At 45.5% G+C, this 22,366-nt stretch carries 26 protein-coding genes; 24 read left to right on the forward strand and 2 right to left on the reverse strand.

Features of this window, described 5'->3' with window-relative positions; translation table 11 throughout:
* Positions 1-44: 44 nt before the first annotated feature.
* The 12 genes from MKY44_RS06300 to MKY44_RS06355 all read left to right on the forward strand — a co-directional run bounded on the left by MKY44_RS06300 (position 45) and on the right by MKY44_RS06355 (position 8,731).
* Positions 45-824 (forward strand): hypothetical protein, encoded by a 780-nt coding sequence (locus MKY44_RS06300; protein ID WP_341006474.1) that lies wholly within the window; start codon positions 45-47, stop codon positions 822-824.
* Between the two features lie 136 nt (positions 825-960).
* Positions 961-1,641, forward strand: a complete 681-nt coding sequence (locus MKY44_RS06305; protein ID WP_341006475.1) for a zinc dependent phospholipase C family protein — start codon at positions 961-963, stop codon at positions 1,639-1,641.
* Positions 1,642-1,743: 102 nt separating this feature from the next.
* Positions 1,744-2,166, forward strand: a complete 423-nt coding sequence (locus tag MKY44_RS06310; protein ID WP_341006476.1) for a hypothetical protein — start codon at positions 1,744-1,746, stop codon at positions 2,164-2,166.
* A gap of 27 nt (positions 2,167-2,193) precedes the next feature.
* Positions 2,194-2,772, forward strand: a complete 579-nt coding sequence (locus MKY44_RS06315; RefSeq protein WP_341006477.1) for a GNAT family N-acetyltransferase — start codon at positions 2,194-2,196, stop codon at positions 2,770-2,772.
* 297 nt (positions 2,773-3,069) lie between these two features.
* On the forward strand, positions 3,070-3,567 hold the full coding sequence (locus tag MKY44_RS06320) for a PH domain-containing protein (protein WP_341006478.1): 498 nt from the start codon (positions 3,070-3,072) through the stop codon (positions 3,565-3,567).
* Complete coding sequence (locus MKY44_RS06325) at positions 3,564-5,126, forward strand: PH domain-containing protein (RefSeq protein ID WP_341006479.1); 1,563 nt, start codon at positions 3,564-3,566, stop codon at positions 5,124-5,126. Before MKY44_RS06320 ends, MKY44_RS06325 begins: the two co-directional genes overlap by 4 nt.
* Positions 5,127-5,208: 82 nt before the next feature.
* Complete coding sequence (locus tag MKY44_RS06330) at positions 5,209-5,985, forward strand: Cof-type HAD-IIB family hydrolase (protein WP_341006480.1); 777 nt, start codon at positions 5,209-5,211, stop codon at positions 5,983-5,985.
* Positions 5,986-6,094: 109 nt separating this feature from the next.
* A complete protein-coding gene (locus MKY44_RS06335) occupies positions 6,095-6,265 on the forward strand; it encodes a YHYH domain-containing protein (protein WP_094030640.1) in 171 nt (56 codons plus the stop codon).
* A 95-nt stretch (positions 6,266-6,360) separates the two neighbouring features.
* Entirely contained in the window at positions 6,361-6,822 is a 462-nt protein-coding gene (locus MKY44_RS06340) for a GNAT family N-acetyltransferase (RefSeq protein ID WP_341006481.1), read from the forward strand.
* Entirely contained in the window at positions 6,809-7,471 is a 663-nt protein-coding gene (locus tag MKY44_RS06345) for an HAD family hydrolase (RefSeq protein ID WP_341006482.1), read from the forward strand. Before MKY44_RS06340 ends, MKY44_RS06345 begins: the two co-directional genes overlap by 14 nt.
* 77 nt (positions 7,472-7,548) lie before the next feature.
* Positions 7,549-8,073, forward strand: a complete 525-nt coding sequence (locus tag MKY44_RS06350) for an NUDIX domain-containing protein (RefSeq protein WP_341006483.1) — start codon at positions 7,549-7,551, stop codon at positions 8,071-8,073.
* On the forward strand, positions 8,060-8,731 hold the full coding sequence (locus MKY44_RS06355) for a DUF3298 and DUF4163 domain-containing protein (RefSeq protein ID WP_341006484.1): 672 nt from the start codon (positions 8,060-8,062) through the stop codon (positions 8,729-8,731). The genes MKY44_RS06350 and MKY44_RS06355 overlap by 14 nt, the downstream gene beginning before the upstream one ends.
* Before the next feature lie 295 nt (positions 8,732-9,026).
* On the opposite strand, the gene MKY44_RS06360 is transcribed toward MKY44_RS06355, so the two are convergent.
* A complete protein-coding gene (locus MKY44_RS06360) occupies positions 9,027-10,187 on the reverse strand; it encodes a glycosyltransferase family 4 protein (protein WP_341006485.1) in 1,161 nt (386 codons plus the stop codon).
* A 210-nt stretch (positions 10,188-10,397) separates the two neighbouring features.
* Between MKY44_RS06360 and MKY44_RS06365 the strand changes: the two genes are divergently transcribed.
* From MKY44_RS06365 to MKY44_RS06395, 7 genes are all read left to right on the forward strand, one after another.
* The gene (locus tag MKY44_RS06365; protein WP_341006486.1) at positions 10,398-10,967 is read left to right on the forward strand and encodes a DMP19 family protein; all 570 of its coding nucleotides are present in this window, start codon (positions 10,398-10,400) and stop codon (positions 10,965-10,967) included.
* Positions 10,968-11,031: 64 nt separating this feature from the next.
* Positions 11,032-11,316 (forward strand): hypothetical protein, encoded by a 285-nt coding sequence (locus MKY44_RS06370; protein WP_341006487.1) that lies wholly within the window; start codon positions 11,032-11,034, stop codon positions 11,314-11,316.
* 234 nt (positions 11,317-11,550) lie between these two features.
* Positions 11,551-12,006: a PTS sugar transporter subunit IIA gene (locus MKY44_RS06375; protein WP_341006488.1), complete on the forward strand. Its 456-nt coding sequence runs from the start codon at positions 11,551-11,553 to the stop codon at positions 12,004-12,006.
* Positions 12,006-12,323 (forward strand): PTS fructose transporter subunit IIB, encoded by a 318-nt coding sequence (locus tag MKY44_RS06380; RefSeq protein WP_017689749.1) that lies wholly within the window; start codon positions 12,006-12,008, stop codon positions 12,321-12,323. The genes MKY44_RS06375 and MKY44_RS06380 overlap by 1 nt, the downstream gene beginning before the upstream one ends.
* A gap of 29 nt (positions 12,324-12,352) precedes the next feature.
* Positions 12,353-13,471 (forward strand): PTS fructose transporter subunit IIC, encoded by a 1,119-nt coding sequence (locus MKY44_RS06385; protein WP_341006489.1) that lies wholly within the window; start codon positions 12,353-12,355, stop codon positions 13,469-13,471.
* A gap of 248 nt (positions 13,472-13,719) precedes the next feature.
* On the forward strand, positions 13,720-16,398 hold the full coding sequence (gene mngB, locus MKY44_RS06390) for a mannosylglycerate hydrolase (protein WP_341006490.1): 2,679 nt from the start codon (positions 13,720-13,722) through the stop codon (positions 16,396-16,398).
* Positions 16,399-16,450: 52 nt separating this feature from the next.
* Positions 16,451-18,418 carry a BglG family transcription antiterminator gene (locus MKY44_RS06395; protein WP_341006491.1) on the forward strand — a complete coding sequence of 656 codons (1,968 nt, stop codon included), beginning with the start codon at positions 16,451-16,453 and terminating at the stop codon, positions 18,416-18,418.
* A gap of 166 nt (positions 18,419-18,584) precedes the next feature.
* Here the strand turns inward: MKY44_RS06395 and MKY44_RS06400 are convergent, their stop codons facing one another.
* Positions 18,585-19,358 carry a sporulation protein gene (locus tag MKY44_RS06400; protein WP_338592693.1) on the reverse strand — a complete coding sequence of 258 codons (774 nt, stop codon included), beginning with the start codon at positions 19,356-19,358 and terminating at the stop codon, positions 18,585-18,587.
* 181 nt (positions 19,359-19,539) lie between these two features.
* On the opposite strand from MKY44_RS06400, the gene MKY44_RS06405 reads away from it, so the two are divergent.
* Genes MKY44_RS06405 through MKY44_RS06425 form a run of 5 tightly spaced genes read left to right on the forward strand, consistent with a single transcriptional unit; the run spans position 19,540 to position 22,346 of the window.
* Positions 19,540-20,217 (forward strand): class I SAM-dependent methyltransferase, encoded by a 678-nt coding sequence (locus MKY44_RS06405; protein WP_341006492.1) that lies wholly within the window; start codon positions 19,540-19,542, stop codon positions 20,215-20,217.
* Positions 20,218-20,223: 6 nt separating this feature from the next.
* Positions 20,224-20,664 (forward strand): cupin domain-containing protein, encoded by a 441-nt coding sequence (locus MKY44_RS06410; RefSeq protein WP_341006493.1) that lies wholly within the window; start codon positions 20,224-20,226, stop codon positions 20,662-20,664.
* A 21-nt stretch (positions 20,665-20,685) separates the two neighbouring features.
* On the forward strand, positions 20,686-21,225 hold the full coding sequence (locus MKY44_RS06415; RefSeq protein ID WP_341006494.1) for a hypothetical protein: 540 nt from the start codon (positions 20,686-20,688) through the stop codon (positions 21,223-21,225).
* Between the two features lie 8 nt (positions 21,226-21,233).
* Positions 21,234-21,773 carry a GNAT family N-acetyltransferase gene (locus MKY44_RS06420; protein ID WP_341009798.1) on the forward strand — a complete coding sequence of 180 codons (540 nt, stop codon included), beginning with the start codon at positions 21,234-21,236 and terminating at the stop codon, positions 21,771-21,773.
* A gap of 48 nt (positions 21,774-21,821) precedes the next feature.
* Positions 21,822-22,346, forward strand: a complete 525-nt coding sequence (locus MKY44_RS06425; RefSeq protein WP_341006495.1) for a YfiT family bacillithiol transferase — start codon at positions 21,822-21,824, stop codon at positions 22,344-22,346.
* The last annotated feature ends 20 nt before the right edge of the window (positions 22,347-22,366 follow it).

A 22,366-nucleotide genomic window follows, 5' to 3' on the forward strand; every position in this document is an offset into this window, starting at 1 on the left:
TAGTATGATTAACGCATCAATCCAGTAAAGAGAGGGTTAATGACATGGATGCTTTTTTAGAGCAAATTAACGAGTTAAACGAGCTTCAGAAAGACTTGGTCAGCCTACATCCTTTATTTGCAGAACATTATCCAGTGGTTGTAGCCTATGAAGCTTTATTATATATCTATGATTATTCGTCCAAAACGCAGCAATACGAGTGGGTGAAGACGGTGCCGGACGATTTATATATTCCTGATGAGTGCCTTGCAGCCATGCCAGTGCCTCATATGGACGAACGAATGTGTGCGATCGTAACGGATGCAGCGTTCAAAGATCTGGAGCAGAAAGTCTATCTATTCCACGAATATGTTCATTGTTATGTATATGAGAAATATGATGAGCGGATCGTTAACCGTCTTCAGATTAAGCATAAAATGGACCAACTGAAGCGTGTAACATGGGAACTGGATTATGAGTTTCCGTATGAAGATGAAGTCGTTGTGGAGCGGATTAACTCATTGTTGTCTGCTTTGAAGAGTAAAGACCTGACACAAGTACACACAGCTAGAAAAGCGTTGTTCACTTCATTAAATGAAGAACAAGCCGAGTACTGGAGCTGGTTAGAATGGAACGAGGGTTACGCGCGTTATATTGAGAATCTGATTCGGGAAAAATTTGGGCAGGAAAGCAATCATTTTGGAGATACTGCTCCGTTTAATCGTCTGGTATTCTATGAATGTGGATCGGAATACATTAGTCTGCTTGTGAAGGAGCACCCGGAGTACCATACGGATCTGGAGCAGCTGTTTGACCGCTTGCAAGTGGAGAGAATACAGGGTTAGTCAAGCATCTACGGTGAGAAAAAGGTGGAACATCGAAGTCTCACTATTCCAGTGATCTGTACGTTGCACCAGTAGGTTATATCGTTTCTTTTTCTAAGTATAGTAGAATACTTCCCGATAAAAGGAGATCATCTCTATGCCGTTACCTATGGTTCATCTCAATATTGCTAATCTGATTGCAGACTCGCTGCAAATGCAGACTGATCGAGGTTCATTCTATCTGGGGAATATCGCCCCGGATTCCATACATATGCGCGAAGGTACAACCAGAGATGATAAGGAATACACCCATTTTAACCCGAAAGATGATGGAGATTACGTTGGTGAACTGAAGGATCTATACTCATTCTATATGCACCAACTTACCGATGAAGGATGGAAGTGGTTTGTGCGAGGATACTTTATGCATGTGCTGACAGACTATTACTGGTTCCGGAGTGTGCATCCTGAATTCGTCGAACGGGTCAACAAGGTAGATCAACATACAGGAAGTAGCAGATCGAAGGATGAACTAGCGCGTTTATATTACCAGGAGACGGACCAGATCGATTTCAATCTCTATCAAGGTTCAAGTTGGAGCGAAGAGGTATGGCAGGTGCTCAACAGTTCACCAGGTTATGACATGACGGATCGTTTAACTGCTGATGAGATTGTACGCTGGCGGGACCACACGTTTTCTTTTCTTAATGGGGAAGAACCGGGAATTACTCCTGAGTTCATCACGGGTGAGAGAGTTCAAGTATTTGTGGAAGAGACCGTAGAACGACTGATCTCTATGTTGTCTTCATGGGACCCGGAGTTACGTAACTTGATATGAATATAGATAGTTAGTGCAGTTGAGTCATTTCATTATATACTGTATTTATTACTTCTCTACTCATTACTAGTTTATTTAACACGAAGTCAGGGGGCACGCAGTATGGTGAAATATGTAGGAGTGTTGCTCGTATTTGTCATTGCCACGTTCATTGCAGGTTGCAGTAAACCGAATGAATCGAACGCGGAAGAAGGGCTTCCTGTACTGATCACTTTAACGTGTAATCCCAACCTTGCCTCGGAACCATGCCAAGATGTTGAGTTTGATCGACCTGACGAGATTCGAATCATGATGGAGGCCATACATAAGGCAGAGCGTATGCCGGGTATTATTGATTATGGTACGCAGTACAAGATGAGTATTAATAATGCAGATGGTTCGGTTACACGGTATGATTTTTCATTGGGAATGGATCCCAAGATGCAAGGCTTGTTAGTAAACGAGGATGACACGCATACTGGATATAGCATTCCTCTTGAAGATGCGAATCAACTAAGAAGACTGATTCAGAGACGTACAGATTAAGAAGGTATATGGAACGGAGAAGAACCTGTGGATGACAAAATTACCATTGAACCTATGACACGATCGGATGCAGAGGGAGCGTATCGGGTATTCGAGACAACGATCCCGGCAGCATTTGAACAGGAGGGAATAGGCTCGCTACTGGTTGATATTCAGGATGAAATAGCCCATAAAAAAGCGATGATTCACATGGCATTGCAAGCAAAGGACAACATAGAATCAAGTGTATTTTTCCTCGTCGCCAAGATGGGAGATGTTATTGTAGGCACAATCTCGTATGGACCTTGTGGTAAGGAGATTCGAGAATGTACAGAGGGCCCGCTGAACAGTATCGGAGAACTGGGTAGCCTGTATGTGTTGCCCGAGGTTCAAAGACAGGGGGTTGGTTCGGCGCTCATTCTCGCACTGGTTACTGAACTGCAACGGCTGGGGATTCAGCAATTCTGCCTGGATAGCGGTTACCAGATCGCACAGAAGAAGTGGCAACGTAAATTCGGTGAACCCTATGTCGTGGCGAAGAACTACTGGGGCGAAGGAACAGATCATATGGTTTGGCTGTGTGAAGTACAGGATTTTATAGAGGTTGTTCAAAGAGCCCGCTTTTGATTACGAAGGATGCCTAATGGCATCATCAGCATCGAATATGGAATTCAGCCGAAATGTCCGTTGCTCACGTAGTTTTCCCTACGCTCCGCTACTCCATTTCTAGCTTCATCCCATCTTCTCGGTACTGAAAACCAGTCTTTTTGAACATGCACTAAAGTAAAATGAAATGAACAAAAGAGATGACGACCTGTATTGTATAGGGGTCATCTCTTTATCTTTTTGCATCGATCGTGAACGATTGTTCGTACAGTGTATCATGTGTGTTTTTATGTACCCGAGGACAAAAGGAGTGAACATATGTCAATCCAGTGGAATACACCCGAGCAACGGCTGTCCCCTCAAGCGGTAAACCTGTGGAGAATTAGCGCCATCCTATGGAATGTGATAGGCTTTCTAATTCTTGCCGTACTCCTAATACTCGACTCCATCTATGGATGGAAGACGTGGATTGGGTGGTTGTTGTGGGGCGTTACGGCTATATCGGTGCTCTATGCAGTGTGGGATATTTTCATCCAGCCTGCATGGTTATATAAGCATTGGTACTATGATGTGAATGAGGAGTTTCTGCAACTGAAGCGTGGGGCGCTAACCAAGGTACATCAGATCATCCCCATGGCGAAAGTGCAATCGGTTACAACAAATCAGGGACCTTTGATGCGAAAATATGGACTCTATTCCGTATCGGTTGGCACGATGGGTTCATCGCATGAAATCCCGGCATTACCAGAGGAAGTCGCGCTTGCACTCCGTCATCAGATTGCGTCCTATGCACGTATTAATGAGGTGGATGAATGATCGATATGAAGCGACATCATCCATTAACCATGCTGTGGAGCTTGTGGAAACAGGTAAAGAATTGGTTCGCCATCGTCCTTTTTTTGTTTGTTTTCCGTCAGGGCTCGGAGTCCCAATGGATATTCTTTGGAAGAATCGCTTTTTATGTAGGTGTCTCCATTAGCATCCTGTCCATGATCCTGAAGTGGTTCACCTCGCGTTATGCAGCAGACGATACAGCCTTTCATATCTATAGTGGTGTGTTTAACCGTACCCGAAGAACGATACCTTATACGAAGGTCCAGAATGTGAATCGTCATACAACGCTGTTTCATCGTTTGTTCAGGGTGACGTCGATTCGATTCGAGACCGGAATTAAGGGAGAAGATGCTACCTTTCAGTTACACGTTGTTTCACTTTCCGAAGCGGAACAGCTGGAGAAAATTGTAGCAGGTCATATGGCTGAAGAAGCAGAAACAGCAGGAGCAACAGAGGAACATGATACGTTGGATGCGGTTCAGGCTATGGAAGAGAGAGAGGCGCAATCCGAACCTTTTATAACGGATGAAGCCATGTCTCTGCCTGTAAAAGAAAAACAGGAACGGGTTGTTCATTATCATTCCACCCGCAAGGACATATTCAAAGCATCCTTTACCTCGCTTAGTTTTCTCGTACTGATTCCGGTCCTGGCTACGCTTTATTCCTGGGTGAAGGACTTCTTCCCTGATGAAGAAGTAACGGAAAGTTTGTTATTAACCTGGCTCGATTCCTGGTGGATAGCCGGTTTGATGATTTTGGTTTTATTGATCATATCTATTGCTCTGGGCATAGTCAGAACCTTTGTAAAGTATGGAAATTTCCAGATCACCTCGGATGCCAAGCGGATCTATATCTCGAAGGGCATGATGGAGCAAACGTCATTTTCAATCCTGAAAGAACGCGTTCAGGCCGTGAAAATCACACAGTCACCGATGAAAAGGCTGCTTGGATTAGCAGAAGTAGAACTGACCACTGCGGGTAGTCTGGGGGAGTCCGAGCAGGAGGTCAACTCGCTCTATCCTTTCTTGCCAGTGAAGCAAGCCTATACCCTGATTGAGGAGATCCTGCCATCCTATCGGGTTACGCAGGAGATGGGAAAACTTCCACGAATATCACTATGGCTGCGCCTGCTCAAACCAAGTTGGGGGTGGATCATGATCACGGGTTTATTGTGGTACTTCAAACCATTGGTGTTTGGGCAGAAACATGCCTGGTGGATGATTTCCGCGATTCTGCTGGTGTGGATTGCAACATGCAGAGTGATGGACTTTTTCCATACCCGATACATTCTGCATCAGAATTTCATTCAACTTCGAACCGGTGCGCTCACGTCAACCCTCTTCATCTCCAAACGTGAGAAAGTCATCGAAGTGCAGATCACCCGTAATGTGTTACAGCGTTGGTTCGGTGTGGCTTCCATTCATACGGTAAACCGTGCCAAACCAGTACTGCATCATCGGGCACATGACATTTCCCTGGATACGGCGAAATCATTTCAATCATGGTACATGGGACGTACCCAAGATGTTCAGACCCGTTAATCACAAGAGCAAGTGCAGGAAGACCAAACAAGGTTATTCTGTACTTGCTCTTTTTAATTGAAGACAGAGGAGGAAGAACAATTTGATGAAAGCTGTGTTCTTTGATGTGGACGGTACATTGCTGAGCGAAATAGATCGGAGTTTATCACCGCGTACAGCTGAGTCGATCCGGGAGTTGATTCGTAAAGGCGTTCAAGTCGTACTCGTCACAGGCAGGCCCTATAATTTATGCGAAGAATTCAGAAATCTCGGAATCGATACGATCATTTCGGCTAATGGGGCATTGATCAAAGCAGGTGATGAAGTGATACATAAGTCTGTACTTTCAGCACAGATGGTTAGAGCATTTAGTGAGTTTACCGAGTTGCACGGGCACAGTATTTCATATTTTACAGAGTCATTCGAGACAAACGGGTTGTGTACTGGAGATGGTCGTGTTACTGACGCCTTAAGAGATACGCTTGGACTCATGGATTCGCCGCAGAAAATCAGTACGTTGGAACAGGACGTATATTGCATTTGTTTATATGCGGATGAAGCGGAGACGGAGAAATTCCAGTCCAGATTTCCTTCTTTACGATTCGTGAGATTCCATCCGTATGTAGTGAATGTGCTGGAAGCGAGCGAAGTCAGCAAATCTATAGCCGCCGAGAAAGTTCTCGACTACCTGAAGATATCTAGAGAGGATACAATGGCCTTTGGCGATGGGCAGAATGACGTGGATCTGCTAGTGTATGCGGGAATCGGAATTGCGATGGGAAATGGCAGAGAACGAATTAAACAAAGCGCCGATTATGTCACCCTGCTGGCAAGTGAAGATGGAGTCACCCATGCATTGAAGCAATTTAAGATTTTATGAGAATGGATCGGCTAAAAAGATGAAGGATATCCAAATTGTGGATTATAATGTAGAATGATATAGCACGTATTAAGCCCTAAAGCATAGGGTGTTGATCGAAGGGTGACTTATGAAAAAGGTTGTTATCGTAATCCTGTCGCTTGTCGTACTTGTTGGTGTATCCTCTTCCGCTTATGCTCATCCAGGCAGACTGGATAAGAACGGTGGACATAACTGTTCAGCCAAATCCAAACAAAAGGGTCTGTGCACGGGTTATCACTATCACAAAAAGAAAAAATGAGAATGAGCTGTACAAGATAAACCCGGCCATCATTCAATGTATGGTTGGGTTTGCATGTGTACCATTGATTTTAAAATGATGGAGGCGGTTACACCATGCAGATACAGGAGATATCGGTATGGAATCATGAAGAGTTAGTGGCGATGCTGGCCGAAAGCTCCAGTGAGGGGTTCAGACATATCGAGCGATTAATCCATGAATATGAGACAGGAATCAATACATTCGAGCAAGAAGATGAAGCGCTTTTTGAATGCAGAATGCACGATAAGGTGGTTGGGATCTGCGGTCTGAACAGAGATCCTTATTCTGAAGTGACGGATACCGGAAGAATTCGCAGACTTTATGTGATGAGAGAATTTCGAAGACATGGGGTTGGGCGCAGGCTGATGGATGCGGGTATTCAAAAAGCGGAAAATCATTACGCTCGACTGGTTCTGTACACGGATCAACCGGTTGCTGGACTTTTTTATCGCAACTTGGGATTTAGAGAAGTGACGAGCATGGAGAAGATAACGCATGTACTGGAATTGGGGGAGAAGAAAGATGGATCATATTAAAGCCGTTATTTTTGATTTGGACAATACAATTCTGAACAGAACGATGACCTTTGACGGCTTCGCTCGGAGTTTGATTAAAACCTATTTTGCCCATCTTGAGTCCACGGAGGATATTCTCAAAAGAATCATTGAGCTTGATGAAGATGGTTATAAGGACAAACCCTTTCTGTTCAACGAGTTGTTGCATGAACTGCCTTGGGCAGAACATCCACCACATGCAGAACTGATGGAGTTCTATGGCAGAGAGTATGTGCGAAGTTCAGTTCTGATGGAACAGGCGCGAGAAGTGGTTCAGCATCTCCGGGGGAAATATCAAACCGGGTTAATCACCAATGGGCAGACCGATATTCAGTATGGAAAAATCGATCAACTCGGTATTCGGGAGGATTACGACCATATTATTGTTTCAGAAGAGGCTGGAGTCAAAAAGCCCGATCCACGCATATTTCAGCTTGCGCTTGATCATTTCGGTCTAAGCCCAGAGCAATGCATCTACATTGGCGATCATCCGGTGAACGATATTGAAGGAGCAGCAAGCGTAGGCATGAGCACCATCTGGATGAAGGTCAACCAGCCGTGGCAGGACAGGATTACGACTAGTCCTTTACATACGATTGAGCATCTAAGTGAGCTAAAGGAATTGCTGTAGAAGGCAGTTATATAGACAAGTAGATTACTATAATCACAGTCTGGAAAGCGAGGAACATACATATGGAGATTAGACAGATGGCTACAGCGTTTTTGAGCAATGGCTCAGACATGCTGATGATGAAGAAGGCGGGTAGCAGACTATTTGATTTCGAATTCTGGGGTGGCATTGGCGGACATCTGGAACAAGGGGAACTGAACATACCCATGACCGCTAGCTATCGGGAGATTGAAGAAGAGACCGGGTTCAAGCAAGAGGATGTCGAACACTTTCGGCTTCGATATATTCTGCTGGAGGTTAACGGTGGTGAGATTTGGCAGCAGTTTGTATATTTCGGAGAGACCACGCATCGACATTTTGTGTCCTCGGATGAAGGAGAGTTATTCTGGATACCGCTGGATGAGGTACTAGACTTACATTCGTCTATTCTGATCAAAGCAACGCTTAGGCACTTTTTACAACACCCAGGAGCAGAGGACATCTGGATTGGAAACGTTCAGAGCGGAACAGACCTAAAGGGCACTCCACAGGTAATATGGAACAGAATGCAGGAAACGAAATCATTTGAGCCAAAGGGGGTTATCGATAATGTTGAAATATAGAACTGAAAGAAAAAAATGGAGATGGATAAATTACCTGTTGATCACTGTACTGATTGCTATAATTCTTCCGAGTAGTCATGTAGAGGCAGGCAGCATGATTACAGTGAAAACGAATGTCCAATATTACAAAGGACAGCCATACATACATCTAACAGGTGGTAATAAATCTGTGGCGGATAAGCTGAACAAGACATTTAAACTCCACGCAGTGAAAGCAGCTCGCCTGGACAAAGAAGAAAAGAAATCAAACAAAAATTATTTCTACATTACCATGGCCAGTGTAAAATACAATGCCAAAGAAAAGTTATCTGTGGTATATGAAGATCATGTGTACACTGGCGGAGCACATGGAATGGATGCGACAAAATCATATAACTATGATTTAAGAACGGGGAAAGAACTGAAGCTAAGCGAGTATGTTAAAGACGATACTCAGATGGAGAAGGTAGAGAAATCAATCTCCAACAGTCTATTAGCCATGTATAATGCAGGAGTCTCTATTTTTGAAGAAAATATTTATGATTTTCAGCTTGATCAGACATCTCAATTCTTTTTATATGACAAAGGGATTGTCATCCGATTCCATCCGTATGAGGTTGCACCCTACGCTAAAGGATTTGTAGATATCAAAGTCCCGTACAGTAAATTCAACCAATAGATTGTTTGCAATAAAAGGCATGATCCAGTTCAATGAGATCGTGTCTTTATCTATATATACAATCATTCAAAATACTCTAAATAATTTCAATAACTTCGGCTTCTATGTTTCTACATACCGTGTAAATAGCTTAACCCATTCCAAGAAGGAGGTTTTGTTATGAAACGTATTGGAAACATGCTTCAGGCTGACCGTAGCAACGTACGCATGGCAGCCTGAACGGGCGAGCCGGTTTAACTCTGCATAGGGCATAGGCGGTAGTTATGGGTTGTTGAAAGAAGATGATTTCATCAGACTACGCTGTAATAATTCGATCTTTCGTTTGTCTGTTCCGATGTTCTATCGCTTCCTCATAATCCCCGATCAGTGTATCAAAAATATGCTCCCACGACCGCTGCTCAGCCAGCTTTCTGCCTTCCAATCCCATCATTCGCAATTGGTTCACGTGATTTCCCCAGAGACATATCTCCCGAATCAGTGCATCAGCCTGGCCTGGCTCGAACAATACACCATTACGGTGGTGGGACACCAGATCCTTTACACCTCCGGCATTGGCCGCCACCACAGGAAGCCCTGAAGCCATTGCTTCCAGCACCACATTGCCAAATGTCTCCGTAGAGGAAGGAAACACAAACAGGTCTGCCGAAGCATACATAACAGCAAGTTCTTCTCCATGCATATAGCCTGTAAAGGTGACATTTGGTGGGGAGTGCAGACGCATTTTGGGAAGAGATGGGCCGTCACCAACGATAACCCAGTGTACACGGGACTGCATTTCCTGGGGCAACTGTTGCATCGTAGTCGTGAGCGTAGAGATATCTTTTTCCGGGGCAATGCGTCCAACGTAGAGTAGAATAAGGGGAGCGGTGATGTGGTATCGTTCACGCATATCCGGGCTGCGTTTATCAGGGGAGTACAGGTTGCAATCAATCCCGCGAGACCATAGCTTCAGACGCTGAATGCCTTGGACTTGAAGGGTGTTTAACGTTTCCTGTGATGGAGTTAGGGTTGCATCACAGGCACGGTGGAACCATTGGATATATTTCCAATAGAGAGGAATCATACTTTTCAATCGGTAATATTCGAGATAACGATCGAAGTGGGTATGGTAGGAGACAACATGCGGAAGATCATGTTTGAGCGCATACCTCAGACCAAGCAGCCCCATATTAAAAGGCGTGGCGATATGCAGCAGATCGGGTTGAAAGGTTTGCAGCTGCTTATGAGTGTTAGCTCTGTTGGGTAGAGCAATGCGGCATTCGGGATACAGAAAAAAGGGAATGTTGGCAACCGATCTGACTTGAGTCTCATGGCTTCCTTCAATGATGGAGTTCGGAGTAAACAGCAGATGTTCAATTCTTCTGCGGTTCAGATGGTTACTCAAGCGGTGGAGCGTGCCAGCTACACCATTGGTTTCAGGAAGATAGGTGTCTGTGAACAAGGCCAGGCGCATCATTATCCCTCCCAAGACTCGTGATGCCAAGATCATAACAGCGGAACATTTTCCAGAGGTCAAGTGCACGTTAACTTGACGATATTCCCTGTAAATTTGTTAAAGGATATACTATACCAACTTCCATAAGTTCAACTTATATAGCGTATTCTGATATGATGTAATAACGTGTCGGCGTATATATAGCCAGAGAGATACAGGAGGCAGAGAAAGATGAACAAGTTACAAGAAGAATTGCAGGAGTTGTTACCACTTGATCAGCTTGAAGAGATGTCAGGTGAAGAAGTGGTGGGGAGTGTTGCCATGGACCTTTATCGGGCTGAGTTCGCTACGATTCGAGAGAGTGGGTCGGAACTTCCGCAAGTATTGCGAGATATCATTCTAATCATTGATCTGGATACCGAGCTGTCCATGAACGGGATGACCGGTTTCCTTGAGAATGCCAGCGGACAGTATCTGGGTGAGACAATAGCAGCGATGGCGAGGACCGGCAATGACGCAGATGTCGTGATCCTGAAGAAAATAGAGCAGATGTTGTCCGAAAGCGGCGTAACGCACGGGCAATTACGAGATAATGTGAATGGCCTGTCCGAAGACGACATCACGACAAGCCTGCAAACACACGGGGAACAGATTCATGAGGTATTACAGGAGATTGAATTGGAAGCGGGCAATCTAAGCATGCAATCGGATAACGAAGAAAGTTTCGACATGCTGTATCAGTATGTGGACGAAAATAAAGATCGTTTGAAACAGGAGATGCAGCACATCTTGTCCAATTAAATGGAAAGAGACTTCGTATAAAGGCATCCTTCCTAACTATAATTGAGGAGGCAAAATGACAAGCATGAACAAACGATTAGCGACGGAATCCGTTCTGGTTACCCTGTTATTCATCATCGGTTTTGCAGTTTGGAATGTCGTTCAAGGCATGATTATGACTATGAATTACGTACCTGATCTGATGAACACCGCTTCTTCTGGTACCCCATTGCAATCCAAGGTTGCTTTTGGAACTATGGTTCGGTGGGATATAACATCCATGATCATGGCTGTTGCCGGATTCGTTTTGCTCGCCGCAGCATATTACGGGCTTCGATCAGGAATGCAGCGCTGGACACAGCGTTCCTGATGTTTTATCCGCTTAGAGTCCAGGTTTTGTACTTACTTAAGCTGCCTTTGCAGCGCACCATTGAAACTCATTTACAACTGCCCTGAGTCTATTAGACTCAGGGTTTTTACTATGGCTAATGTTTTTCCGCTTCGAAGGGGAAATTTTCTAGATCCAAGGTCAAGAGAGAATCCGTTACAATGATCTTGTAAGCGCTTATCGTTTTGGATAGAGAGAGGAGGAGAGACAGAGATCATGATTACAACCAATCAGATTTATCTCGATCAGACATTGCATAGCAAAGAGGACGTATTTGATTTTATATCTGCGGAGGCAGAGCGTTACAGCATCACTACAAACCGTGCACAACTTGCGGCTGATCTGTGGGAACGCGAACATGTCTACTCCACCGGACTTCAGGATCACTTTGCGATTCCCCATACCCAGAGTGAAGTTGTAACACGTCCGGCAGTGATGGTCATTCGATTACGGGAGACTATTGATTGGGAATCTCATGACGGCAAGCCGGTAAAATATATTTTTGCCATCCTTGTGCCTAAAGGTCATGTAGACGTATCCCATCTGCAAATCATCTCTTCACTTGCCACCTTATTGCTGGAAGATTCATTCAAAGAGGCCATCGCAGAAGCGGTGCAGCCGGAAGATGTATATACGTTGCTTCATCAATATACGGAAGGACTGGTGTCATAATGAAAATCGTAGGTGTAACGTCATGTATTGCAGGTCTCGCTCATACTCCGATGGCAGCCAAAGCATTGGAGAAAGCAGCTCAGCAACTGGGATATGAGATCAAAGTGGAACAGCAGGGAGCTATGGGGCAAGTCAATAAGCTCACGGAAGAAGATATTGCTGCAGCGAATTTTGTACTAATTGCAGCGGATCAAACGGTGAAGGACATGGATCGGTTTGGCGACAAAAAAGTCGTACGTGTCAAAATCGGTCATGCCGTAAGTCAGGCAGAAGCGGTATTAACCAAAGCCGTTGAGGCTGTGAACGCACAAGCTTAACCCCACCTTCTACATGAGGAGAGAGTACGATGAGAAAATGGTTCGGTGAAGCAAAAACACATCTAATGACAGGTATCTCCTATCTGCTGCCGGTCATTATCGCGGGTTCCCTGGTCGTTGCCATCTGTAAAATTATCGCACTATCGATGGGCATTACCGATCTTGATCCGTACAAAGATGGAAGCGGATTCTTGCATATTTTATATCTCGTGCAAAATGTAGGATGGAGCGGCATCGGACTATTGACGATTGTCCTGTCCGGTTATATTGCATACTCTATTGCCGACAAACCAGCGCTGGCCGCAGGTCTGATCGGCGGGGTGCTGGCACAGCAGACCAACGCTGGTTTCTTGGGCGCGTTGATCTCAGGCTTCTTTGCCGGATACATCACCTTGTGGGTCAAAAATAAAGTTAAGATTACAGGTCCGGCTGCTGGCTCGGTACCGTTAATCATTTTACCACTGATTACCGTTGGTTTAACCGGATTTCTGATGGCGGTCATTCTGGGTGGCCCGCTGGGCACACTGAATGAGTATCTGATTGCTTGGGTTCAAAACATGAGCCAGAGCGGAACGAATACCGTTGTGCTTGCCATTATTCTGGGAGCGATGATTGGGTTCGATCTCGGTGGACCCGTCAACAAAGCGGCATGGATGGCAGGCAACGCCCTGTTCCTGTCCGGTGTCTATCTGCCGAATATTTTTATCAATATTGCCATCTGCATTCCGCCGCTTGGTTATGGCTTGGCGACATTGCTGATGAAGAAACGTTTTTCCAAAACCTATCAGGAAGCGGGCAAAGGTGCAGTGATTATGGGCGTGATCGGCATTACGGAAGGTGCTATCCCGTTCACACTGCGTAACCCTGCCAAGATGATTCTGGTCAACATGTTTGCCTGTGCGACGGGTGCTGCCCTGACTGCATTGCTGGGAGCACATATCATCATGCCACCGATCGGAGGCTTATATGGAGCTGTGTCAGTAGGTACCCCAATCGCCTACCTTGCCGGAGGCATTGTCGGTGCACTAATCGTGGCGGGGGGCACCATGCTGGTGAACTTCCGTGATGAAGAAGAGAAACAACCTGCCAAGACTCAGGAAGCTTCAGTGAAGAGAAACGGGGAAGAAATCGAACTCGTTTTTGATTAAAAGTACATGTTCAAAAAGATCGGTTTTCAGTATCGAGAAGATGGAATGAAGGTAGAAATGGAGTAGCGGATTGTAGGGGAAACTACGTGAGCAACTACAATGTTTCCGAAGGAAACAACCTTCGTAAGCATCCACTTATTTCGGCTGAATTCCATATTCGATGCTGATGATGCCAACAGGCATCCCTCGTAATCAAAAGCGGACTTTTTTGAACAACCTTTAAAAAGCATCTGGAGGGATAGAGAGATATGAGTGAGAGCAATCGTACCAAAGTACATGTGATTCCACATACGCATTGGGACCGGGAATGGTATTTTACGACCTCCCGTTCCAAAGTGTATCTTGTCAAACACGTCAAGGAAGTATTGAACGCACTGGAGAATATCGAAGGATTTCATTATTACATGCTGGATGCACAGGGCTCACTGCTGGATGATTACATCCGCTGGTGTCCAGAAGATGAGGAACGTATCCGCCAACTGGTTTCAGCCAAACGACTGATGACTGGACCCTGGTATACACAGACGGATCAATTGGTGATTTCCAGTGAATCCATGGTCCGAAACCTGTATTATGGTACGAAAACGGCACAAAAGTACGGACATGCGATGAAGGTTGGTTATGTCCCGGATGCGTTTGGACAATCGGCACAGATGCCGCAGATCTATCGGGAGTTCGGCATCGAACGTTTCCTGTTCTGGAGAGGCGTATCAGATAATACGAATCCACATACCGAGTTTACGTGGGAAGGATCGGACGGTAGTCGTGTATTTGCTGTGCAGATGCCGTTCGGGTATTACTACGGCGGTAACATTCCAGAGAATGAGGAAGATCTGATCCCTTATCTGGAGAAACAGATTGGTGCGCTTGAACGGAAAGCCTCGACCAAGCATATCTATTTCCCTAATGGGTTTGATCAGGCACCTGTCCGGTTGAACCTTCCGGAGTTGATTGAACGCTTCAATGCGCTGGATACAAAACGCGAATATGTGATGAATGAACCGGAACGTTTTCTGACGGAGATCGAAGCGGATAGTCAGGATCTACCTGTACTTCGGGGTGAATTGATGGAAGCCAAGCACATGCGGATTCACAAGTCCATTTTTTCCACCCGTGCGGACCTCAAGCAACAGAATAACCGGATTGAGAATCTGATCGCCAATACGCTCGAACCTGTGCTTGCCATTAGCCATTCTCTCGGGCATGATTACCCGCATCGCATAGTTGAGGACATCTGGAAGCTGTTGTTTGAGAATGCGGCACATGACAGCATCGGTGGCTGTAACAGCGATACAACGAATCAGGACGTTGCGTTCCGTTACAAACAGGCCTATGATATCGCACTGAATCTGCTTGACCTGCATATGCGGATGATTGCTTCAACGATACAGCAGGAGGAGACATTTGCGTTCACCCTGTTCAACACGCTACCTTATGTGCGAGGCGGGGTTACCGAGATCGAAGCTTATATTCCGGAAGAATCCTTTGTGATTCGGGATACGAAGGGACGCGAGCTAGCCTATACCATTGTAGAAAAAGTAGACCAGACCGATTATGTGCTTGGACAGCACATCGATCTCAATCCAAGTCGCAAAGTGCATCTGCCGGAACGGGTATATCGCGCGAAATTGCTGGTGGAACTGCAAGAGGTTCCGGCGATGGGCTACACCCAGATTATCTTTGATTTCAGTCAGAGCGCTGCACCTGTCATTGAACGACGTAACGAGGACACGATCGAAAATGAACATTTCACCATTGCGCTGCAGGCAAACGGCACCTTGCAAATTACAGACAAGCGATCAGGCCGAGTGTATGCGGACCAGATGGTCTTCGAAGATAATGGGGATGACGGAGATTCCTACAATTATTCTCCACCCGAGCGGGATCTAATTGTTTCTTCGGCAGGCAGCCAGATGAGTGCAACGACCACACAAACGTCTGTATTCCAGACACTATCCCTGCGTTTCACGCTGGATGTTCCCTACGATCTGGAAGAGCGCGCCGCAGGCATCACGTCGGGAGCATTGCCAATGCAAGTGGAGATATCCCTTCGCAAAGGAGAGAAGCTGATCCGCTTCCACGTTCAGGTGCAGAATGAGGTGTTCAGCCACCGTCTACGTGTCCTATTTGATACAGGAATTGCTTCCGCCCTATCCATTGCAGATCAGCCTTTCGGTGTCATAGCTCGTCCAACCTCATTGCCAGAAGTGGAGGTATGGGAGCGCGAACAATGGCAGGAGAAACCGATCACCATTGAAGCGATGCAGAGTTATGCCGGGTTGAACAATGGTTCGCATGGTATGGCTGTGATGACGGAAGGTGTACGTGAGTATGAGATTGTTGGTAAGCAAATGGATACCATTGCCCTGACCTTGTTCCGCACTTTCGGTTTCATGGGTAAGGAAAACCTGTTGTATCGCCCTGGCCGGGCTTCCGGTGAGAAAATTGTAGCAACACCTGACGCGCAATTGCTCGGCGAGCACTCCTTTACCTTTGGTCTGCATATCCAGTCTTCCGGGTTCGATGAAGCGAATGTAGCCCATGCTGCGCGTGAATATTTGACACCGATCAGCAGTTATCAGCTATGCGACTTTTTGAACGGTCGACTGATCTTTGCTTTCCGCGATGAGGAACGTGTTCTTGATACAGACTACAGCCTGATGTCGTTCAGTGACGATTCCAACGTGGTGTTAAGCAGCTTCAAGAAAGCAGAGCAGAGTGACGGATACATTGTACGTGTCTTCAATCCGTATTTGTCACAGTCTGCTAACGTGAACATGCACTTCAATCAGGCTGTACATGCAGAGCGTGTATCCCTTGCGGAACAACCACTAGAGCCTCAGCAGAAGTTAACCGATGGAGAAGAGGTCGTGCGTTTGCCAGAACTTGCTCATTGTAAATTGATAACGGTACTTGTATCCATATAAGGTGAACTTTAGTTTGCCACAATCCTGATCAGAAGGGAGGTCGGATATCGATATGATTTTTCCAACTAAACGGTTGAAAAAGCTGTTCCACCTCATTCATGGTGAAGGACAGGAACAGTCTTGGACGAGCCAAGCACTTGCAGACAAGCTGGAAGTTACGGTGCGTACCATTCGGGATGATCTGAAAAAGTTGGATCATATCCTTGCGGGGCATGGCGGGAGCCTGGAATCCAAGCGTGGGCGGGGATATTCCATTCGTGTGCATGATGCGAAGCGGTATAATGAGCTATTGGAGAAACGGAAGGATGATCGGCAAAAAGGTGCGCCCGTACCTGGATCGCCTGATGAGCGTATCCGTTATGAATTGTTCAAGCTGCTTGGTGAACCGGGGCATATCAAGATGGAAGACCTCGCTGATCAGCTATTTATAAGCCGTGCAACAATGAACAATGATCTGAAAATCATTCGTCAGATTCTGGAGAACTACCAGCTTCAGCTTCAGATCAAGCCTGGACATGGTGTGAAGGTCGTCGGAGACGAGCAAAGGTTCCGCTATTGCCTTGCCGAGTACGCTGATGCGCGAGATGAGGAACTGGGACCCGAAGGCATGACTGCTGCACAGGAACGTTTGCTGTATCCAATTGAACCCGCGCACATCCGAGAGATTGTCATTCGCCATGTGGGCAAACAGGATGTTCGTATTGCAGATGTGGCACTGAAAGATTTGATTACGCATCTGGCGGTTATGGTATTGCGCATTAAACAGGGGCATGAACTGGAGCAATTCGAGAAAGTGGAGGCGAATGCTCAGGATCAGCAACTTGCACAGCAGATTATTCAGGACTTGGAGTCGTTATATTCCATTCATTGTCCAGTCGGAGAGCGAGATTATCTGCTGCTGCACATTGTTAGCAAAAATATGACCGCTACCGATTGGAATGGACTTCGAAGTGACCCGTTATATCTTGCTGTACAGCAGATGCTGGGACATATCTATGATCGGTACACCTATGATCTGCGGGATGATGAACGGTTGCCAAATGATCTCTATGCCCATCTGAAACCCATGATTACTAGATTGGAACATGGCATGAATATGCGGAATCCACTGCTGGGACATATACGTAAATATTATCCACTCGCCTATGAGATTACGATAAGTGCAGTGAAACAGCTACAGACATACGTACCTCATGAAATCAATGACAGTGAGATTGGTTACCTGGCTCTTCATATTGGTGCAGCATTGGAACGTAAATACCAGATTCCTCATCGCAAACGGAAATCCGTATTACTCGTCTGTGGGTCAGGATACGGCACAGCTCGTATTCTTGAATCCAGATTACGCTCTTTATTTGCCGAGCTGGAGGTATCTCGTGTAGTTTCGCTAAGAGAGTACGAGGAGATGGGGAGTGTGCCTGAAGATTTGGTCATTTCCACGATCCGTTTACGGGAGTCCAAAGGCAAACCGTCGGCTGTCATTGCTGCGATTCCATCGGAACGCGACATGGCAACGATCACTCATCTGGTGAGAACCAGTGATGAGCAGGAGGAAATGACGCTGCTGCGTTACTTTGATCCAGCGTTGTTCATGTTTCGGTCGGATCAGCCTGACAAAATGACACTTATGGCTGAGATGAGCGGAGCACTGTTGGAGAAGGGAATCGTGACGGAGCAGTTCTGGCCCGCTGTGCAGGAACGGGAAAAGATGGCTTCAACGGCGCTTGGAAGAGGCATGGCGATTCCGCACCCCATGGAGCTGAGTTCAACCCGTACAACTGTATCGGTATGTCTGCTCGAGAAGCCGATACCGTGGGATGAAGAGAATGAAGTACATGCTGTATTTATGTTATCTATCTGCAAAGAGGATTACGAACAGGCAATGGGGATCTATGATTTGTTTGTAGAGTTGATCCGGCAGGAGGAGCAGTTGGAAAGCCTGCGATCCTGTGACAGCTTCGATGCCTTTGCCCAACTTGTATGCGAAACGTTGAGTCTGAAAAGTACCGAAGTGTATTAGTATATATGTTCACTAAGGATAATACCACTGACACTACGAGTACAGAACAACCTTCCGATCGCTGTTATCCTCAGATTTTTTTGATTCCCTTTTCGAAAGGGAAAAACCGTCCTTCATCAGATTTGTCTGATAGAGGACGGTTTATTTCGTTAATACAAACTATAGATTAGATATGTTTGGAAATGACTTCTTCCAGTCCTTGAGCGACAGAATGCGCCCCTCGCGCCAGATGTCTTTCATACAAATGCAGGCGGACAAAGCTCTCATCCGTACCCATGGCTTCGGAGAATATTCCACTGAGTCCACGAGCGCGGCGGTCGATCTGTAATAACAGCTCCAGCGAATCGCCCATGGGATAGAACAGCACTTCCAACTCATCCAGATGCCCACGGAACTTGTTTGTTGGTACAAATTCAAATTCCTGTACAAATGGCAGATTGCCACCCAGCTTCGGTGCATAGTCGTTGGTCACTTCACGCAGCTTGAAGCCAAGGATATCAATTGCATCGAGCACGGTATTCATGTCTTTGCTAGGAACAACATGCAATCTGTCCCGGTCTGATGGGTCCACGGCGCTTGAGATATCGAGGCCCGTCTCCACCCATACCTCTGCACGATGCAGTGTAATTGGCAGATTTTCTGGGAGGTCAAATGAAAAGTCTTTCTCCAATTTGGCTCCAGGCTGTAAGGTGAATCCTTCGGTGAGCAGATATTTGGCTATAACGGCTGTTTCTTTTACTTTGCGATCATCGCGCTCCCGTATGTAATGGGTTTTGATTGAAAGATAGATTCGATCTACGTTCTGTTCCACATCTCCACCTTCAATGTACACAACCCCCGAGATGATTCCTCCAGGCGTGACCTCTGGTGTATGCAATTCCGTATTTACTTTGGCTGCTCCAACACCTACACTGGCTAACATTTTCTTGAAAAATGACATGCGCTCAACCTCCAGATTAGATGGTTTATTATATGGGATACATACGGCTTCGACCTTAATACGGAAGCTGGGAGAGAAGCGTTTCATATTTTAGTAAAGATATATCGCATATCCAAACAGGAGAATCGACTTACCTATGTCGAATGTTTAAATAAAGGGAATTTTTGTAAGGAGGAACTCTATGAGCATGGAATGGTACGATATGATTGCACAACGTAATGGGGGATACAAGGGTAGAGCTTTGTATACACTGGAAGGTTACTCTGCTGAAGATATTTTTGAAGAGCGGTTGATTAAGCTTCTGCCTCAGTATACATCCGTGCTCGATGCAGGCTGTGGACATGGGGAGTTTACGTTGAAAATGTCGGAATATACCGATCACATTATAGGGTTTGATAATTCGGAAGAGCTGATAAAGATAGCCCAAAACAGTCTTTATTCAAGCACGATAACAAATGTGGAATTTGTCTGCGTCAGCACAAAAGAAAAGATGCCATTTGAAGATAAGCATTTTGGTCTGATCTATGATCGCAGAGGTCCAACTTCCATTATTGAGCATGGGAGATTGCTGCAAAAGGGTGGAGTTATGATTGGTATTCATACGGATATAACAAAGGTACGTGAGCGTTTGGAAAGAAATGCATTTAAGGAGATCAAGATTGAGGAATATAACGAAGAACTTATGATTTTCTCGGATGAAAAAGAGTTTGCCATCTTTCTCTCCGATATCCCCGGAAACCCGGATTATACAGAGCCTGAGTACCGGGAACAGCTGCAAGTCAAGCTGAAGGAGAATCAGATTGATGGTAGGCTTGCTGTTAGAGAACGCAAGTATATTTGGCAGGCCGTAAGGAGATGAAGCCGAGTGAACACAGAATTTTCAGAACAGAAATATGGTGAAACGGGTGTCAAAACCAGCTTCGAGCAGATGGAGAACGGGGAACAGAAATATAAAATGATATCAGAAGATGGCAGTTATTATTGCAGAACCGTTGCTTCATCCCAGGGAGCTTGGCAAAACAGTCATGTACATGTCAATATAACAGAGTTTTATGTGGTGCAAACCGGATGGATTGCTTATGCCAGTTATGGAGATAATCATATGCTTTCCATCCGAGTGATGCGTGAAGGAGAGCACATCGTTGTCCAGCCGGGAGTCCACCATAATATATACATGTCTGCACATAGCGCGATACATACCATCAAGCATGGATTGAATACATCCAGTGATTGGACGGCATCACCTGAGTTGGATAGGTTAACTCAATCCTTAACAGAGAAGGAGCTGCTTCAGAAGTATGACTAACCAGACGGGAGGATCAGACAGATGCGTAAAAGTACAATATTTTGGATTACGGGAATAACGATAATCCTCTTGGTGACTCTGCTCATATACAGCTATGTTATTCCAAGTGTGAGTGCTCAGGATGTTGTGATGGCAGGCACAATCAGGCAGATTGATACGGATGTAGTTGAGGTAGAGTTAGAGATAACGCGAAAAAGAGAAGACAAGGATCAACATATGGTGTATCCCGTTGTTCCGGGATGGGAAGGGGTGACATTCGCTGAAGAACAAGATGATGCGTGGTACATGCCTTCGTCTGTTGGCAGCTCCTATCTTGATCAAGTCATTCTGGAAAAGTATCTGAAGGCACAGGGGAAAACCATGAAATCAGCTGATAATCTGATAGGATTTGCGATACCTGATGAGATAGGGAGCTACAAGTTACGGTTAACGCTCAGATCTTTGGATGGAACGACTCAGCCGCTTGAGAATCCCATGGTGTATTATGTTCACAACGAGCATTTGTTAGGGAAGGATCTGAGTTGGGTTACGGGTGAGAATCTGGAGATCAATAAGGAGTAATCAGAATGATGAATGTATATGAATTGAATGAAATCACCGTACGTTTCTTGGACACAGAAGATGAACAACATCTGGTGAAGTGGCTGTCAGACCCGGAAGTTCTTCAATACTATGAAGGGCGTGATCGGCCGAATGACCTGGAACAGGTGAGAGAACATTTTTACAATCAGAAAGATGATGCTACCCGCTGTATCGTTGAGTACGGAGGACATCCGATTGGATACATTCAGTTCTATGAGCTTGAGGAAGAAGAGCGAACGGAGTATGGTTATGGAGACACGGATGAGATCATCTATGGAACGGATCAGTTTATTGGTGAGGTAAACTACTGGAATAAAGGCATTGGTACACAGTTGATGCAATCCATGCTTGCTTATTTGATTAATGAAAAACAAGCTCATAAAGTGGTTATGGACCCTCAATCCTGGAACTTGCGAGCGATATCCTGTTATGAGAAATGTGGTTTCCAGAAGATTAAGCTGTTGGAGAAACATGAGCAGCATGAAGGACAGATGCGAGACTGTTGGCTTATGGAATATACCCTGTAGATCCTGTTTAAAGTTATTTTAAATCATACAAACAAGGAGGAATAATGGATGGATGAAAGATTTCCGATAGGACCATTTGTACACACGGGTGAAGTTACTTTGGCACAACGGGAGAAGTGGATTCAGGACATTGCTGAGTTGCCTGAACGTGCACGAGAAGCGGTAAAGGGATTGAGTGAAGAGCAATTAAGTCTACCGTATCGAGAAGGTGGATGGATGCTCAAACAGGTCATTCACCACATGGCAGACAGCCATATGAACAGTATGATTCGTTTCAAGTTGGCCCTGACAGAGGATACACCAACGATTCGGCCTTATTATGAAGAGCGCTGGGCTGAATTGAGTGATTCAAGAGACCTGGATGTTGAATTCTCGCTTCAGATTCTGGATGCCCTCCATCGTCGTTGGGTGTTTCTGTTAAACGCTTTGACAGATGCAGATTATGCCAAACAATTTTATCATCCCTCATCGGAAGAAACGACAAGACTGGATTATAATCTGGGCATGTATGCTTGGCATGGCAAACACCATGTTGCTCACATCACATCGCTTCGGGATAGACAGGGAATATAGTTAGAAAAAATATCTTGTTG

Origin of the sequence: Paenibacillus sp. FSL R7-0026 (assembly GCF_038004485.1) — a bacterium.
GTDB lineage: Bacteria > Bacillota > Bacilli > Paenibacillales > Paenibacillaceae > Paenibacillus > Paenibacillus xylanexedens_A.